This is a genomic window from Rhodococcus sp. 14-2496-1d, from assembly GCF_002259365.1.
In the GTDB taxonomy this organism is placed as follows: Bacteria; Actinomycetota; Actinomycetes; order Mycobacteriales; family Mycobacteriaceae; genus Rhodococcoides.
On record NZ_NPFV01000018.1, the window covers coordinates 331,684 to 347,538 of the forward strand.

The 15,855-nt window shown below is 65.1% G+C and carries 17 protein-coding genes; 12 read left to right on the top strand and 5 right to left on the bottom strand.

Annotated features, from left to right (window positions below; translation table 11 throughout):
• Positions 1 to 80 precede the first annotated feature (80 nt).
• From hemL to CH296_RS15200, 7 genes are all read left to right on the top strand, one after another.
• Positions 81 to 1,400, top strand: coding sequence for a glutamate-1-semialdehyde 2,1-aminomutase (gene hemL, locus CH296_RS15165; RefSeq protein ID WP_032393897.1), 1,320 nt, complete (start codon positions 81 to 83; stop codon positions 1,398 to 1,400).
• A 35-nt stretch (positions 1,401 to 1,435) separates the two neighbouring features.
• The gene (locus CH296_RS15170; RefSeq protein WP_045198939.1) at positions 1,436 to 2,098 is read left to right on the top strand and encodes a histidine phosphatase family protein; all 663 of its coding nucleotides are present in this window, start codon (positions 1,436 to 1,438) and stop codon (positions 2,096 to 2,098) included.
• Positions 2,091 to 2,687 carry a TlpA disulfide reductase family protein gene (locus tag CH296_RS15175; protein WP_045198940.1) on the top strand — a complete coding sequence of 199 codons (597 nt, stop codon included), beginning with the start codon at positions 2,091 to 2,093 and terminating at the stop codon, positions 2,685 to 2,687. The genes CH296_RS15170 and CH296_RS15175 overlap by 8 nt, the downstream gene beginning before the upstream one ends.
• A complete protein-coding gene (locus tag CH296_RS15180; protein ID WP_032393900.1) occupies positions 2,684 to 3,502 on the top strand; it encodes a cytochrome c biogenesis CcdA family protein in 819 nt (272 codons plus the stop codon). The genes CH296_RS15175 and CH296_RS15180 overlap by 4 nt, the downstream gene beginning before the upstream one ends.
• Positions 3,499 to 5,118 (top strand): cytochrome c biogenesis protein ResB, encoded by a 1,620-nt coding sequence (locus tag CH296_RS15185; RefSeq protein ID WP_094685115.1) that lies wholly within the window; start codon positions 3,499 to 3,501, stop codon positions 5,116 to 5,118. Before CH296_RS15180 ends, CH296_RS15185 begins: the two co-directional genes overlap by 4 nt.
• Positions 5,119 to 5,121: 3 nt before the next feature.
• Positions 5,122 to 6,087, top strand: coding sequence for a c-type cytochrome biogenesis protein CcsB (gene ccsB, locus CH296_RS15190; RefSeq protein WP_032393902.1), 966 nt, complete (start codon positions 5,122 to 5,124; stop codon positions 6,085 to 6,087).
• A gap of 599 nt (positions 6,088 to 6,686) precedes the next feature.
• Positions 6,687 to 8,090: a MinD/ParA family protein gene (locus tag CH296_RS15200; protein ID WP_218830260.1), complete on the top strand. Its 1,404-nt coding sequence runs from the start codon at positions 6,687 to 6,689 to the stop codon at positions 8,088 to 8,090.
• Between the two features lie 12 nt (positions 8,091 to 8,102).
• Here the strand turns inward: CH296_RS15200 and CH296_RS15205 are convergent, their stop codons facing one another.
• Together CH296_RS15205 and CH296_RS15210 are read right to left on the bottom strand one after the other, a co-directional pair.
• Positions 8,103 to 8,300 (bottom strand): hypothetical protein, encoded by a 198-nt coding sequence (locus tag CH296_RS15205; protein ID WP_032393904.1) that lies wholly within the window; start codon positions 8,298 to 8,300, stop codon positions 8,103 to 8,105.
• 135 nt (positions 8,301 to 8,435) lie between these two features.
• A complete protein-coding gene (locus tag CH296_RS15210) occupies positions 8,436 to 8,651 on the bottom strand; it encodes a BldC family transcriptional regulator (RefSeq protein ID WP_008713732.1) in 216 nt (71 codons plus the stop codon).
• A gap of 199 nt (positions 8,652 to 8,850) precedes the next feature.
• Between CH296_RS15210 and CH296_RS15215 the strand changes: the two genes are divergently transcribed.
• Positions 8,851 to 9,204 (top strand): DUF4229 domain-containing protein, encoded by a 354-nt coding sequence (locus CH296_RS15215; RefSeq protein ID WP_082074078.1) that lies wholly within the window; start codon positions 8,851 to 8,853, stop codon positions 9,202 to 9,204.
• Positions 9,201 to 10,283, top strand: coding sequence for a PLP-dependent cysteine synthase family protein (locus CH296_RS15220; RefSeq protein WP_094685118.1), 1,083 nt, complete (start codon positions 9,201 to 9,203; stop codon positions 10,281 to 10,283). Before CH296_RS15215 ends, CH296_RS15220 begins: the two co-directional genes overlap by 4 nt.
• A 6-nt stretch (positions 10,284 to 10,289) precedes the next feature.
• Here CH296_RS15220 and CH296_RS15225 read toward each other — a convergent pair whose 3' ends face one another.
• From CH296_RS15225 to CH296_RS15235, 3 genes are read right to left on the bottom strand one after another with little or no spacing between them, the layout of a single operon-like run.
• Entirely contained in the window at positions 10,290 to 10,601 is a 312-nt protein-coding gene (locus tag CH296_RS15225; RefSeq protein WP_094685229.1) for a hypothetical protein, read from the bottom strand.
• 5 nt (positions 10,602 to 10,606) lie between these two features.
• Entirely contained in the window at positions 10,607 to 13,066 is a 2,460-nt protein-coding gene (pepN, locus tag CH296_RS15230; protein ID WP_094685119.1) for an aminopeptidase N, read from the bottom strand.
• Positions 13,067 to 13,092: 26 nt separating this feature from the next.
• Complete coding sequence (locus tag CH296_RS15235; RefSeq protein ID WP_179277729.1) at positions 13,093 to 14,427, bottom strand: HNH endonuclease signature motif containing protein; 1,335 nt, start codon at positions 14,425 to 14,427, stop codon at positions 13,093 to 13,095.
• A 278-nt stretch (positions 14,428 to 14,705) separates the two neighbouring features.
• Here CH296_RS15235 and CH296_RS15240 point away from each other — a divergent pair, with 278 nt between their 5' ends.
• The 3 genes from CH296_RS15240 (at position 14,706) to CH296_RS15250 (ending at position 15,844) form a co-directional block, all read left to right on the top strand.
• A complete protein-coding gene (locus CH296_RS15240; protein WP_045198955.1) occupies positions 14,706 to 15,047 on the top strand; it encodes a nitroreductase/quinone reductase family protein in 342 nt (113 codons plus the stop codon).
• Positions 15,048 to 15,112: 65 nt separating this feature from the next.
• Positions 15,113 to 15,328: a hypothetical protein gene (locus CH296_RS15245; RefSeq protein WP_032393909.1), complete on the top strand. Its 216-nt coding sequence runs from the start codon at positions 15,113 to 15,115 to the stop codon at positions 15,326 to 15,328.
• A 6-nt stretch (positions 15,329 to 15,334) separates the two neighbouring features.
• Positions 15,335 to 15,844: a Clp protease N-terminal domain-containing protein gene (locus CH296_RS15250; protein WP_094685121.1), complete on the top strand. Its 510-nt coding sequence runs from the start codon at positions 15,335 to 15,337 to the stop codon at positions 15,842 to 15,844.
• Positions 15,845 to 15,855 lie beyond the last annotated feature (11 nt).

The window sequence follows — 15,855 nt, forward strand, 5'->3', positions numbered from 1 at the left end:
CGAAACAGGCCGATCCCCCGCTTTCCGGATTATTACGCCCTGTAGTTGGTGATTTCACCGAACCTGGGACACTGGAAGTCGTGACTGTTTCCCCCGGCAACGACGCCCCCGTATCGGCCCAACTCTTCGCCCGCGCGAGCGCGGTCATTCCCGGCGGCGTCAACTCGCCGGTACGTGCCTTCGCGTCGGTCGGCGGAACGCCCCGCTTCATCACGCAGGCCAGCGGATACACCATGACCGACGCCGACGGAAACTCCTACGTCGACCTCATCTCGTCCTGGGGTCCGATGATCCACGGACACGCCCACCCGGCCATCGTCGAAGCCGTCCAGAAGGCAGCCGCGACCGGCCTGTCGTTCGGTGCACCCACGCTCCGCGAAATCGAACTCGCCGAGGAAATCGTGCGTCGCGTCGGCCCCGTCGACCAGGTTCGTCTTGTGAATTCGGGCACAGAGGCCACCATGAGCGCTGTGCGTCTGGCTCGCGGCTTCACCGGCCGCACCAAGATCGTCAAGTTCTCGGGCTGCTACCACGGCCACGTCGATGCCCTCCTGGCCGACGCAGGCTCGGGGCTCGCCACGCTCGGACTGCCGACCTCGCCCGGCGTCACCGGCGCACAGGCGTCGGACACCATCGTCGTTCCCTACAACGACCTCGCCGCCGTCACCGCGGCCTTCGAGGCCAACCCGGGCCAGATCGCGTGCATCATCACCGAGGCAGCCGCAGGAAACATGGGTGCCATCCCTCCGGTCACCGGCTTCAACGAGGGACTGCGCCGCCTCGCGACCGAGCACGGCGCACTGCTGATCATGGACGAAGTGATGACCGGCTTCCGCGTCAGCGCATCCGGCTGGTACGGCATCGACGGAATCGCAGGCGACCTCTACACCTTCGGCAAGGTCATGTCCGGCGGATTGCCGGCCGCGGCATTCGGCGGTCGAGCGGACGTGATGGCCTATCTCGCGCCCGCCGGACCGGTGTACCAGGCAGGCACGCTGAGCGGTAACCCCGTCGCCGTCGCGGCCGGACTGACCAGTCTGCAACTGGCCGACGCAGCCGTCTACGAGAAGCTGCAGACCAACTCGCAGCGACTCGGAACACTGCTCGGCGACGCCCTCACCGCCGAAGGCGTCACCCATCACGTGCAGTTCGCGGGCACTATGGTGAGTGTGTTCTTCGCCGATGGACCGGTCACCGACTACGCGCAGGCCAAGGCCGCGCAGACGTGGCGATATCCGGCGTTCTTCCACGCCTTCCTCTCCCGCGGGGTGTACCCGCCGCCGAGTGCATTCGAGGCCTGGTTCGTCTCCGCTGCCCTCGACGACCGAGCCTTCGAGATCATCGCCGACGCGGCCCCGGCCGCCGCGAAAGCCGCAGCTGCCGCCACCGCAACGAACTGATTCACCACCCGACTAGCGAGAAACAGGACCCCGACGTGACCGAGGCCCCCGCAACACATCCGCACTCGACGACGCGCACCATCGTGCACGTCCTCCGGCACGGCGAGGTGCACAACCCCAAGGGCATCCTGTACGGGCGGTTGCCGGGCTTCAAGCTGTCGGTGACCGGCCAGTCGCAGGCCAAGGCAGTGGCCGATGCGCTCTCCGGCCACGACATCACTCACGTCGTGGCATCACCTCTGCTGCGCGCGCAGCAGACCGCCGCGCCGATCGCAGCGGCCCACGGTCTGTCGATCGCCGAGGACGAGAACCTCATCGAAGCAGGCAACGAATTCGAGGGCCTGCGCGTGGCCGTCGGTGACGGTGCCCTGCGCCGACCACGGCACTGGTGGAAGCTGCGCGACCCGTTCACCCCCTCCTGGGGCGAGCCGTACCTGCAGATCGCGCACCGCATGCTCGCCGCCGTCAACGCGGCCCGCGTCGAAGCCGTCGGGCACGAGGCCGTGTGCGTGAGCCACCAGCTCCCGGTGTGGACGCTGCGCCGGTTCCTGCAGGGCGACCGGCTCTGGCACGACCCGCGCAATCGTCAGTGCGGGCTCGCGTCGCTGACCTCGCTCGTCTACGAGGGCGATCAGCTCGTGGACCTCGTCTACTCCGAGCCCGCGGGAGCATCCGATCCGAGGATCACCGGTGCGTAGATTTTTCCTCGCCGTCTGTGCAGCGTCTGCCATCGCTCTTGTCGCAGGATGCTCGACCGGCACCGACGCGGTGGCGCAGGGCGGCACTTTCCAGTTCGTCTCACCCGGCGGGCAGACCGACATCTTCTACGAGCCCGACGAACGCGGCACAATCGGCGAACTGTCCGGGCCGGATCTGATGACCGAGGGCAAGACGACCTCGTTGTCGGACTACGACGGTGACGTCGTGGTTCTCAACGTCTGGGGCCAATGGTGCGGTCCGTGCCGCGGTGAGGCCGACGACCTCGAGGACGTCTACGAGGCCACCAAGTCCCTCGGCGTCGAGTTCCTCGGCATCAACGTGCGCGACGAGTCGCAGACCGCCGCACAGGACTTCGTGGTCAGCAACAACGTCAGCTACGCCTCGATCTACGACCCGCCCATGCGCACCCTGACCGCGCTCGGCGGCGTTCCCACCTCCGTCATTCCGACGACCGTCGTGCTCGACCGGCAGCACCGCGTCGCAGCAGTGTTCCTGCGTGAGCTGCTCGCCGAGGACCTGCAACCCGTCGTCGAACGCGTGGCAGCCGAGGAGCCAGTGCAGCAGTGAACGTGACTCACCTGGCCGGGATCGGCGCGAGTTTCCAGGAAGCTGCGGCCTCCGGGCCACTGATCCTGGCCCTCGGGGCCTGCGTGCTGGCCGGGCTCGTCTCCTTCGCGTCGCCGTGCGTGGTGCCCCTGGTGCCCGGCTACCTCTCGTACCTCGCCGGAGTCGTCGGAGCCGACGCTCCGGCCGTCAGCGCCGACGAGGCAGCTGTGCAGACGAAGGTGCGCAGCGGTCGATTGCGCGTGGCCGGGGCGGCGGGACTGTTCGTTCTCGGATTCACCGTCGTCTTCGTTCTCGCCACCGCGTCGGTGTTCGGAGCGATCTCCGTCCTGGCGATCAACCGCGAACTGCTCATGCGAATCGGCGGCGTCGTCACCATCGCCATGGGCCTGGTGTTCGTCGGACTGATCCCGGCCCTGCAGCGCGATGTGCGCTTCGAGCCGAAACAGATCGGCTCACTGGCCGGAGCACCGCTGCTCGGCGGCGTCTTCGCACTCGGATGGACCCCGTGCCTCGGGCCGACGCTCGCGGGCGTCATCTCGTTGGCCGCAGGTACCGACGGTACGACGGCAGCGCGCGGCGTCGTCCTGATCGTGGCGTACTGCCTCGGTCTCGGCTTACCGTTCGTGATCCTCGCGTTCGGTTCGGTCAGCGCGCTGCGAGGCGTCGGCTGGCTACGTACACATGCACGACAGATACAGGTGTTCGGCGGAATCATGTTGATAGCAGTAGGAATTGCACTGGTCACCGGTGCCTGGGATCAGTTCGTCGGCTGGGTGCGCGACGCCTTCGTCTCCGATGTGGTGTTGCCGATATGACCGCCGACACCGAAGAGCGCACCGAAGCGTCGCCGCCGCACAAGCAATCGGTGCTGGGCAGGGGAGTGGCCCTGGTTCGCAACACCTGGCGCGGCCTGACCAGCATGCGCACCGCGCTGGTTCTGCTGTTCCTACTTGCCTTCGCCGCTGTGCCCGGTGCCCTGGTGCCGCAGCGCAGCCTCAACGCGGGCAAGGTCGACGAGTACATCGCCAACCGCCCGACCCTCGGCCCGATCATGGACAAGCTGGAACTGTTCGACGTCTTCGGCAGCTTCTGGTTCACCGCGATCTACGCACTGTTGTTCATCTCGCTGATCGGCTGCATCCTGCCGCGCTGCATCGAGCACGCGAAGCAACTGCGCACCAAGCCGGTTCGCGCGCCCCGTAACCTCTCCCGCCTGCCGCACCACACCCGCTACGACGTCGACGGAACGCCGGAGGAGATCGCCGCACAGGTGCGCGCTCAGTTGCGCGGTTGGCGCGTGGCCCAGAGAACCGAGGACAGCGGAGCAGTGACGCTGTCGGCGGAGAAGGGCTACGTCCGCGAACTCGGCAACCTCGTCTTCCACCTCTCCCTCGTCGGACTGCTCGCCGCCATCGCCATGGGCAAGCTGCTCGGCTACGAGGGCAACCGCATCGTCATCGCCGACGACGGCCCGGGCTTCTGCACCTCGACCCCGGCGAACTACGACTCGTTCCGCGCAGGCAACCTCGTCGACGGCACCGACCTCGAGCCACTGTGCGTGCGCGTCAAGGACTTCACCGCCGACTACCTCGACACCGGCCAGGCCGAGATGTTCACCTCCAACATCGAGTACCAGGCGGGCCAGGACCTCACGAACAACGTCTGGCGCGACGACCAACTTCAGGTCAACCACCCGCTGCGCGTCGCTGGGGACCGCGTCTACCTGCAAGGGCACGGCTACGCACCCACCTTCACCGTGACGTTCCCCAACGGCGAAACCCGCACCGACACCATCCAATGGCAGCCGACGGACGCCACGACCTTCCTCTCCAGCGGAGTGCTGCGCGTCGACCCGCCCGGCGGCCTGTATCCCGACCCTCTCGACCGGCGCAAGAATCAGATCGCCATCGAGGGTCTGTTCGCGCCGACGGCGTCGTTCCACGGAAGCCTGCTGTCGTCGAGCTTCCCCGCCATGAACGACCCCGCCGTCGCCATCGACATCTACAAGGGCGACACCGGACTCGACACCGGGCTGCCGCAGTCCATCTTCTCGCTCGATCAGGAAATGATCGCCCAGGGCAGACTCGTGAAGCAGGACCGCGTCAACCTGATGCCGGGAGAATCCGCGACCCTGAGCGACGGAACGATCGTCACGTTCGACGGAGCGGAGGAATTCGTCAACCTTCAGGTCTCGCACGACCCGGCTCAGACCTGGGTACTCGTCTTCGCGCTCACGATGATGGGCGGACTGCTCGTCTCACTGGTGATCAAACGTCGCAGAATCTGGGTCCGACTCACCGCCGACGCCCAGGCACGACGTACTGTAGTAGACCTCGGCGGACTTGCACGCACCGATCAGGCGGGGTGGGGCGAAGAGTTCGACCGCCTGTGCACCCGCCTGCTCGGCGATACCTCGAAACAGGAGAACTGACCGATGCCGATCAACGAGACCCTCTCGCAGTACAGCGACTGGTCCTTCGAATCAGCGTTCACCATCTACGTGCTCGCATTCGTCCTGCTCATCGCCCAGTACGCCTCCGCCAAGGCGACGGCAGTACAAGCCAAGGAACTCGTCGGTGCCGGTGCCCCCATTGCCGACAGCCGACCCGGACGCGTCGTCGAAACACCGAAGCGACCGCTGTCCGAACGACTCGCAGGCATGGGCTTCGCGTTGCTCGCCCCAGCCCTCGCCCTGCACGTCGCCTCGGTGGTACTCCGCGGCTTCGCCACCCACCGCTTCCCGCTCGGCAACATGTACGAGTTCGTCACCATGGCCACGGCGGCCGCCGCCCTCACCTCGGTGATCGTGCTGCGCAAGAAGACGATGCGCCCGATGCTCGTGTTCGTCCTCGCGCCCATCATCGTGCTGATGTTCTTCGCCGCCACCAAGCTCTACGCCGACGCCGCACCGGTCGTCCCCGCTCTGCGCTCGTACTGGCTGCCCATCCACGTCACCATCGTCAGCGTCGGAAGCGGCATCCTGCTGGTCTCCGGCGTCGCGAGCCTGCTGTTCCTGCTCCGCATCAAGCAGCCCCTGGGAGAGGAAAGCGTCGGTTTCTGGGGCAAATTCGCCTCCAAGCTGCCCGACGCCCAAGCTCTCGACCGACTCGCCTACAAGACGACGATCGTCGCCTTCCCGCTCTTCGGAGCAGGCGTCATCCTCGGCGCAATCTGGGCCGAAGCCGCATGGGGACGTTTCTGGGGCTGGGACCCCAAAGAGACCATGTCGTTCATCACCTGGATCATCTACGCCGCCTACCTGCACGCCCGCGCCACCTCCGGATGGCGCAACACTCGCGCAGCGTGGATCAACATCGCCGGATTCACCGCCATGCTCTTCAACCTCTTCATCATCAACATGGTGGTCTCGGGACTGCACAGCTACGCGGGACTGAACTGACCTTCGCTCGTTCCACAGCCTCCACGCTGGACCTCCAGCTGGTAGCGTCCGATCCGGCTCGATGGGGGACACATCCGAGCTCGGATCTTCGATGTGGGACGCGAAACTGGGGGGAATCGGTCATGGCCGATCGGCACGAGGACAACTGGCAACCCGTCCGGCCACTGGACGACGATGTGCCGGAAGATCACGCAGCGCCGCCCACGACGGGATCCGAACCTATCGCCGTCGCAGCGACGACGGAGGCCACACCCACACCGCCGCGCGAGCCCTTTCGATCGACCCCCATCACCATGCCGCCCGAAAGCATCTCGAACCCGCCCGCGCCGCAACCCGAGACCGCGCCGACACCCCCGCCGAATCCTGCACCGCGCGCTTCCCGACCGAAAGACTCGTCTGGGCCGGTAGAAGGTGACGGCAAGGATGCCGGGGTCGCCGCGACCCCGGCCGAGGAAGGCAAGACCGCGACGGCAACACCGACGACACCGGTGCAAGCGCCGAAGGCTCCCGTGGCACCGACCGTGAAACCGACTCCTCCACACACGCCCCCCGAGGCGAGCCCGCCCGTCGCGTCGGCACCACCCCCGCCGCAGGGTCCGATGCCGTCAGGCCCGGTGCCTTCGGGCCCGGTGCCTTCGGGCCCGTTGCCTCAGAACTCGACTCCGCAGAACTGGGCTGCTCAGAATTCGGTGCCTCAGAACTGGGCTGCTCAGAATTCGGTGCCTCAGAACTGGGCCCCTCAGAACCCGGGGCCCCAGAACCAGTGGGCTTCGCAAAATCAGTTGGCTCCGCAGAATCAGGCTGGGCCGCAACACAATTGGGCACCGCAGAACCACGGCGATCCGCAGCAGCACTCGGTGGCGGGGGGTCAGTGGCATACCCAGAATCAGTGGAACCCTCAGACGCAATGGGGACCTCAGCCCGGCCAGTGGCCCGGTCGGCAACATCCGAATCAGCCGCATCCTGGTCAGCCACAGCAGCTCAGGCATGCCCCGGGTGACGCGATGGTGGTCGCACCGGCACCGGCGGCCTTCGACCAGAGTCGGTCGGCGGAGCAGCAGGTCTCCTCACTCGATCTCGGTAGTTCGTTGCTCGTCCGATCGGGGAATGCGCCGCCGCTGGGAGGGTGGCGTCGGGCGTTGTATCTGATGACGGGTGGTCGTGTGGATGTCGGAAACAGTGCCGCCCAGCAGCGACGCTCGGCCTTGACCGCGCAGGTGGATCGGCCTCTTGTCGGATGCCATCGCGTCGCGGTGCTGTCGCTGAAGGGCGGTGTCGGCAAGACCACGACGACGGCAACCCTCGGCTCGACGTTCGCCGAGATTCGAGGTGATCGGGTGATCGCGATCGACGCCAACCCCGATCGTGGAACGCTGGGTCAGAAGGTGCCGCTCGAGACGACCTCCACCGTCCGTAATCTGTTGCGCGACATACAGTCTCTGGACCGCTACAGCGACGTGAGGGCATACACGTCGCAGAACGTGCATCGACTGGAGGTGTTGGCATCCGATTCGGATCCGGCAGCGTCGGAGGCATTCAGCGGTGAGGATTACGATCGCGCGGTGTCGCTGTTGGAGAAGTTCTACAGCATCGTCATCACCGATTGCGGCACCGGTCTGATGCACTCGGCGATGGAAAGAATTCTCGAGGGAGCCGACACTCTGGTGGTGGTCAGCTCGGGGTCGGTCGATGGTGTGCGCAGCGCGTCGGCAACGCTGGATTGGCTCGATGCGCACGGCTACCGGGAACTGGTCGCCACATCGGTCGCGGTCGTCAACGGCGTTCGGCAGAGGGCCGGAAAGGTCGACCTGCAGAAGGTTGTCGAACACTTCGAGCAGCGCTGCGCTCGGGTTCGCACGATCCCGTTCGACCCGCATCTCGAGGAGGGGGCGGAAATCGAACTCGATCGTCTTCGTGGGCGCACGCGAAAGGCACTGCTGGAAGTCGCGGCGGCGGTAGCGGCGGGATTCCCCGACGCGCCCACCGCTGCCCATCGCAACTGAGAACCACCGGACCTATTCGCTGGGTTCGGTGCCGGCCTCGGTTCCGTCTTTCCCTCCGCGGCGAGCCTCACGGTTGATCCGCCACAGAAAATCGGGATCGTCATCGGGTCCCACAGTGCGGGTGGGTGGAGCCTGCGTACTGGGTCCGAATGCCTTCCAGAACAGCACGATTACTGCCACCAAGCCGATCAACGCCAAAAGATAGATCACGACGCACCTCCTACTACGAGAGTAGCTGTGATGCAACCACCTCCGCACCCGTCGAGCGTCGAAGATTCCTGAGAATGTTCGATGAGTTCGTACGGGTGCGGATACTGCGGGTGGATCGGCCCCAGAGCCAGCCGATCAGTGGTGTGTGCCGGCTTCCGTCGTCAGTGAGGTCAGCAACTGCATGACCTCGGTCTCGCGGAATCGACGGTGCCCGCCCGGAGTGCGGAGGGATCCGAGGCGGCCGGCATGTGCCCAGCGCGTCACTGTCTTGGGGTCGACGTGGAAAAGCGCGGCTACCTGACCCGGAGTGAGCAGTGAGTCCTGAGCCTTGTGAAATGTGGGTGCGCTCATCTTGTCGTGTCCTCCTACGATGCGGTTCGGTGCATATGCGTCGAACCGGAGATATCGGTCTGCTGCGTTCGATCCCCATGGTTGCACTCGAACCCCTAGGTACTCGACTGATACAAGGTTGGTAAAGGGGAGGTAATGGACAAATCGGTCATGCCGGGGGTGGGTCGGAGTGGCTGCCGAGCCCGGTAGATTGGGACCCGTGAGCGACGCGACGAATGCCGAGAGCAACGATCCCACCAGCGGAAATGCCGCGCCAGGAAGGTCGGCGAAGAAGTCACTCGCCGTCAACCTCGGTGTCTACACCTTCGCGCGACTGGCGCTCGTCGTCGTGATCGCGGCCGTCATCGTCGGCGTCGGTTTACTCTTCGGCGTCGAGGTCCCGGTACTCGTGGCCGCGATTTTCTCGGTGCTGATCTCACTACCTCTCTCGCTGCTCCTGTTCAAGAACATGCGCATCCGCGTCAACGAGTCCATCGCAGCCGTCGACGAGGACAGGCGCGCCGCGCGCGCAGACCTGCAGTCGAAGTTGCGCGGTGAAGACGGCAAGAAGTGACCAGGTCTGTCGATCATTCGGGATCCCGGGCGTGGGTCGACAACGCGGTCCGGTTGATCGAGGCCGATTCCCAGCGCAGCGCCGACACGCACTTGCTGCGATACCCCCTCCCCGCGGCCTGGGGAATCTCGCTGTATCTGAAAGACGAGTCGACGCACATCACCGGCAGCCTGAAGCATCGGTTGGCTCGGTCGCTCTTCCTGTACGCGATCTGCAACGGCTGGGTCACCGAACGCACCACGGTGATCGAGGCCTCGTCGGGCTCCACTGCCGTCAGTGAAGCGTATTTCGCCGGACTGCTCGGACTGAAGTTCGTCGCCGTGATGCCACGCAGTACCAGTCCCGCCAAAGTCGCACTCATCGAGTCTCACGGCGGAAGATGTCACTTCGTCGACAAGCCCGGTGAGATGTACACCGAAGCGCATCGACTCGCGGCCGAGCCCGACAGTCACTACATGGACCAGTTCACGCACGCCGAACGAGCCACCGACTGGCGCGGAAACAACAACATCGCCGAGTCCATCTTCGACCAACTTCGGCTCGAGGAGTGCCCCATTCCCGACTGGGTGGTCGTCGGTGCGGGGACCGGTGGGACCAGTGCCACCATCGGCCGCTACATTCGATATCGAAGGCATGCAACGCAACTGGCCGTGGTCGACCCCGAGAACTCCGCGTTCATCGGCGGCTACGAGTCGGGAGACGCGGGCTACGAAACAGGGCAGTCTTCACGCATCGAGGGCATCGGTCGACCGCGCGTCGAACCCTCGTTCGTCGGCCAGGTGATCGATCGAATGATCGCAGTACCCGACGCCGCCTCCGTGGCCGCCGCACGATTCACCTCGGACGCACTCGGCAAACGAGTGGGCGGATCGACGGGCACCAACATCTGGGGTGCGTTCGGATTGATCGCGGAAATGATCGCCGCCGGCCGCAGTGGGAGCGTGGTGACACTGCTGTGCGACGGCGGAGATCGGTATTCGCAAACCTATTTCGACGACACATGGGTCTCGAACCAGGGCATGGATCTCGACGAACCAACAGCAGCGCTCGAACAGTTCGTTCGTACCGGGGTGCTCTGAGCGGACCTACTTGCTCACCGCCATCGATGCCGCTGCAGTTGCGGCAGACACCGCGGCGACCGCCGGCCAGGCACCGATCTTCTTGGCCAGCGGGTGCGAGGCACCGAACGCGACGAGGTAGGTCCCGAGCAAGGCGCCGGCACGGACCGAACCCGAGGATCTCTGCCAACGGGTCGTGCATACCACCCCGACGGCTGCGAGCACCGCTCCGCCGAGCTGACGATTGTGAGACTGCCGGGCAACGGCGAAGCCGCCGAGCAGACCGCCGGCAGCGAGCGCAGAAGTGGCAAGCGAGCGGCGAGTGTCGGTGGTGGACATGGCCATCACCCTAGCCGCGCCTGCACTCGGAGGCTTCTCGCCAGGTGGTCTCGTTGCTCGATCACCAAGCGCCGCAGGGCAGCCGGTGCCCACTCGTGCTCGGCGAGCCAGCTGTCCGCGGCCTCCGTCGACGACTGCTGCGGGAACAGACGGACCACGATTCGCCTGGCGATCTCGATGCTGCGCGAGGTCCACAACGAGGAGATGGTCTCGAAGTAACGATTGCCGTAGGGCTGGGTCAGATCCGGTCGGTGCCCGGCCCCGAAACCGGTGATGAAGGCGTCGAGAACGTCGTTGGACGCATCGTCGCGCTCGGTGATGGCAGTCCACGCCCTCGCCTTGACCTCGGCATCGGGTATGGCCGTCGATGCCGCGGTGTGTGCGGTGCGTCCCGACAAGGTGTTGTCGGTGGTCAGCTCGGCGTCGAGCTCGGCTGCGGTCGCGTTCCCGGTTGCGGCCAGGGCCAACCAGAACGACCAGCGCTGATCGGGATCGAGACGTAGACCTGGCACCGTCGCTGTGCCGTCGAGAAGGGCGCGCAGTTCGACTGCGCGGGAACCGTCGAGTTGGGCGGCGGCCGCGGTGGCTCGCCCCCACACCAACTGGGCGTCGCTCCCCGGCTCGCTCGCGTGCAGTTGCGTCCACGACGCCTCGAGCCACTGCCGCGTCGGTTCGTCCCGTCGGTCCTCCGGGAGGTAGTGCTCGAGGGCGTACGCCACGTTCGCGGTGACCGCCGACAGAAGGCCGATCTTGGGCTCGTTGGGCGCGAATCTGGTTGCGATGTCGATGTATTCGAGTGCGGACATCTCGGCGTCGCGGGTGGAGTTCCACAGCGCTGACCACACCAGGCCTCGGGCGAGGGGATCGACGATGCGATCGAGGTGGTTCCGCACGGTGGTGATCGAGCGCTCGTCGAATCGGATCTTGGCGTACGTCAGGTCATCGTCGTTGAGCAGCACCAGTGCGGCGTGGGGAAAGTCGACCGGCGTTCGTGCATCGGAGATGTCGAGTTCTCGGCGGTGGGTTCTCGTCAAATTCCCCGCTTCGTCGAGATCGTAAAGCCCGACGGCGATTCGGTGAGGCCGCGGGTCTGTCTGCTCGACGGCATCGCCGGTGTAGCTGAGCGTCGAGACGCCGGTGGTCTGCAGCCATGCTGCAGCCCAGGTATCGAGGTCGCGCCCGCTCGCCGCGGACATCTCGCTCAGTAGATCCGTCAGCGTGGTGTTTCCGAAAGCGTGGGTGCGAAAGTAGTTGCGGGAAGCGGCGAAGAAGGCATCTGCACCCACGAACGCTCCGAGTTGTTTGAGGACGCTCGCCCCCTTGGCGTAGGTGATGCCGTCGAAGTTGAGCTTCGCAGCCTCGAGGTCGGTGATGTCGGCGACGATAGGGTGGGTGGTCGGCAGTTGGTCCTGCAGGTATGCCCACGCTTTTCGTCGGTTGGCGAAACTGACCCAGGCATCGGTGAATCGGGTCGCCTCGGCCGACGCGTACGCACCCATGAAGTCCGCGAAGGATTCCTTGAGCCACAGGTCGTCCCACCACTGCATCGTGACGAGGTCGCCGAACCACATGTGCGCCATCTCGTGCAGAATCGTGTTTGCGCGGGCCTCGTACTGGGCTTCGGTTGCCGCAGAACGGAATACATACGATTCGGTGAACGTGACGAGGCCGGGATTCTCCATCGCGCCGAGGTTGTATTCGGGGACGAAGATCTGGTCGTACTTTCCGAACGGGTACGGGTAGTCGAACTTGTCGTGAAAGAAGTCCAGCCCCCGCTTCGTGATGTCGAAGATGTCCTCGGCATCGAGGTATTCGGAGAGAGACGCCCGGCAGTACGCACCGAGAGGGACGGTGAGTTCGCCTCGCGTCCAGGACGATTGGACGCAGTGATACGGGCCTGCCGCAACTGCGGTGATGTACGTCGATATCGGCAGGGTCGGTACGAAAGTGGTGACCGAGTCGGCAGTGATTCCCTCGCGGTTCGACAGCACGATCCACGTCGGCGGAGCCGTGACCGTCAGGGTGAAGGGGGCTTTGAGATCCGGTTGCTCGAAGTTCGCGAACACCCGGCGTGCATCGGCCGGTTCGTACTGCGTGTAGAGATAGACGTTGTCGTCGACGGGATCGACGAATCGGTGCAGTCCCTCGCCGGTCCTGCTGTACCGTCCGTGCGTGCGAATCCGAACGATGTTGTGCTCGGTGAGCCCGACCAGTTGAATGCGGGAGCCGTCGTAATCGACCGCCGCGTCGATGCCGTTGACGGTGACTTCGTCGACTGTCGCACCGATGAAATCCACCCATGTCGCAGCGGTCGTCGCGTCGAATTCGATGGTCGTCACGGTCTCGAAGGTGTCGAGGTCCATGTCTTCCGCGCGCAGAAGGTCCAGGTGAACGCGATAATTCACCCCGCTGATGTGGCGCGATCGCCTGCGAGTTTCGGTCCGGGTCAGATTCGCGGTGCTCACCGAACCAACCCTATGCGATGGAATCATCACAGAGTCGGCGCAGTGAAGTAGTGGCGTCCGAGTGGATCGACGATGTGCAACACCCCCTCCGGCAGCAGTTCGGTGTGCCAGAGTTTGCGTGTTTTCAGGTTGTGGTGGAGCCGACAGCGCGGGCCGATGTTCGTCGGGATCGTCCAGCCACCTCGCTTCGGATTCTGCCGGTCGAACTCGACGATGTGGTCCAGATCGCACCGATCCGAAGGCACGTCGCAGCCGGGATGCAGGCAGTACGGATGGTCGGCTCGTACCCGCGCCGCGAGTGCCCTACTCGGTTTGTAAGACAGTGCCCCCGGCGGCGGAACCGTCATGCCTCCGTGTCCGTCGGGGTAAAGCGCGTGCTCGCCGAGAGGATTGCGCTCGACGACGGCCCGCCAACGTTCGATCAGCGTCCCTCCTCCCGGTCGCGGGCGCGGTCTATCACCGAGCGGCGACGCCTGGTCGGGTCGTGCTGTGTTCTCGGGTGGTGCTGTGGCCGGTCGCGGTTGCCCGATCGGACCAACAGGCCCCTGCGGCGCGGATTCAGTACTCGCGCTGGATGTCTCGTGGGCTGTGTCGCCGGCCGACGCGTCGGTCGCGCCGGTGGGCTGCGGGTCCTCGGACTCGGGAGTGGCGGTGTCACCACGATCGATCAGGCACGTCGCGCACTGGCAGACCAGTGTTTCGCCACGCATCAAGGCAGTGTGTGCTTCGCCTCGTCGTTGATCGGGGGATCGAGGGTCCTCCGGGTGCAGTCGCGCGATCACGGCGTCGATTCGTGAAATCTGTTCGTCGGCTTCACCGTCGGTCATCACCGCGGTCAGGCTGGACAGGCCCCGTGCTCTTCTCCGCAACCGGATTCTCTTCTCCGTGCGCGCGGCACGCTTGCGCACGTCGCGGTCCCACTCCGGATCGGCCTCGGTGAGCAGCCGATCGATCTCGCGCCCCAGGGCACCGGGTGCCATCTCTCCGGCGGCCTTGAGAACCTCGGCTTCGATGTCGACCACCGTGCTCGGACGAGCGTGGAGCAAGTGATCGTGAATCGTCCTGACCCGCTCCATGTCGAGCGAACCGTCGACGAATCGAGGCTTCACCGACGGCTGCAATCGGCGCCACATCTGCACCCTGTTGTTGACCGATGCGAAGGTGGACGACAGAGCCGCTGCCAGCTCGCAGATCGCCGAGCTGTAGAGATCCTTTTCTGTCACTCCGGTGTCCCACGGGGATGCGCATGCCGTTCGGCCGCGAACGTAATCGTCCATGAGCGACAGTTCCGATGCGAGAGCAGCGTTTATCCTTCTCCGCGCACCGAGGACGTCGGCGAGAGCAGAGTGATCGTCAGCCATCCACGTCGACTCGCGTAGCCCCATGTCACCCCCCAGCGACGAAGGGCCGAACACGTATTCGACCCGATGCCGAGAAGTGTAGAACCGGCCACCGACAAGTTCTGCCGTCCTGTTCGAGCATCCGACGAGGTCGACTACCGCAATCACACAAGTCCTCGAAGCCCTGGACGTAGTGGCCGAGTCGATGGAGGGCGGTGTGTCCTCGCAGTGACGATGCCGTAGAGCAGCAACGCCGCTACGCTTTTCCTCACGTGCAGGGGGACTCCGGAGGAGGCGAAGTGAACACCTTCCAGAAATCGGCAGCAGCGTTCAACAGGGTTTTCATGGTCGTGATGAAAGCGCCCGTGCTCGACAGGGTTCTCGGACGTTCGATGGGGATCCTGACGTACACCGGCCGAAGGTCCGGCAAGAAGATCTCGCTACCGCTGGCTATCGGCCGGAAAGGTGATCACCTGAAAGTGAGGGTGGCCATGCCGGACAAGAAGAACTGGTGGCGAAACTTCACGAACGACGGCGGTCGCGTCGACGTCGACCTCGGCGGCGTTCACTACTCCGGCCTGGCGACGGCGACCCGCGACGATCGCGGGCGGGTGACTGTCGACATCGCTTTGGATCGCTGACTGCACCGTATGCCAACGCGTCAACTGGGGTTGACAGCTGCCTTCTGTCAACTTAGATTGACATCATGACCGAAGCCACTGCACTTGCCGCCGCAGCCGCCAGTTCCGATCCGGGGGAGGGGCTGCGTGCGGTAGCCGCTCTTCGGCGGTTGCTCGAGCGCCTGGAGGCCGTTCAGGTCCAGAACGCTCGACGCAACGGTTGGGCCTGGCAGGCAATCGCCGACTCGCTCGGAGTCAGCAGGCAGGCCGTCCACAAGAAGCACGGCGGAAAGGGAAGGTAGGCAACAATGTTCGAGCGATTCACCAAGTCGGCCAGATCTGTCGTCATCAGCGCTCAGGGTCACGCAGGGACTCTGCACTCGCCCCGAGTGGAGCCTGTCCATCTGTTTCTCGGCGTGCTGTCCGTCGCCGACGAGCCATTGAAGACGGCGCTGGGCGAGGCCGGGTTCACCGTCGACGAAGTGCTCGCGAACGTGCAGTCTCAGGATGCGCGTGCGTTGAGGTCCCTGGGAATCGACCTGGACGCTGTCGTCTCGACGATCGACTCCGCTCTCGGTTCGGGTGCGCTGGAGGGCGCACAGGCGTCATCGCATCATCTCCCTTTCGCCCCATCGGCGAAAGAAGTGTTGAAGCTGTCGCTGAAGGAAGCCGTCGAACGACGGGACCGCGAGATCGGCGTCGAGCATGTTCTTCTCGGTTTGGTTCGCGGTGCCGATCCTTCGTTCACCGAACTGGTGCAGCAGCAAGGTTCGCTCCAGCAGTTGCGATCGATCGTCTCGCTCGTTCGGACGTCGTAGCTCTCGGCCGT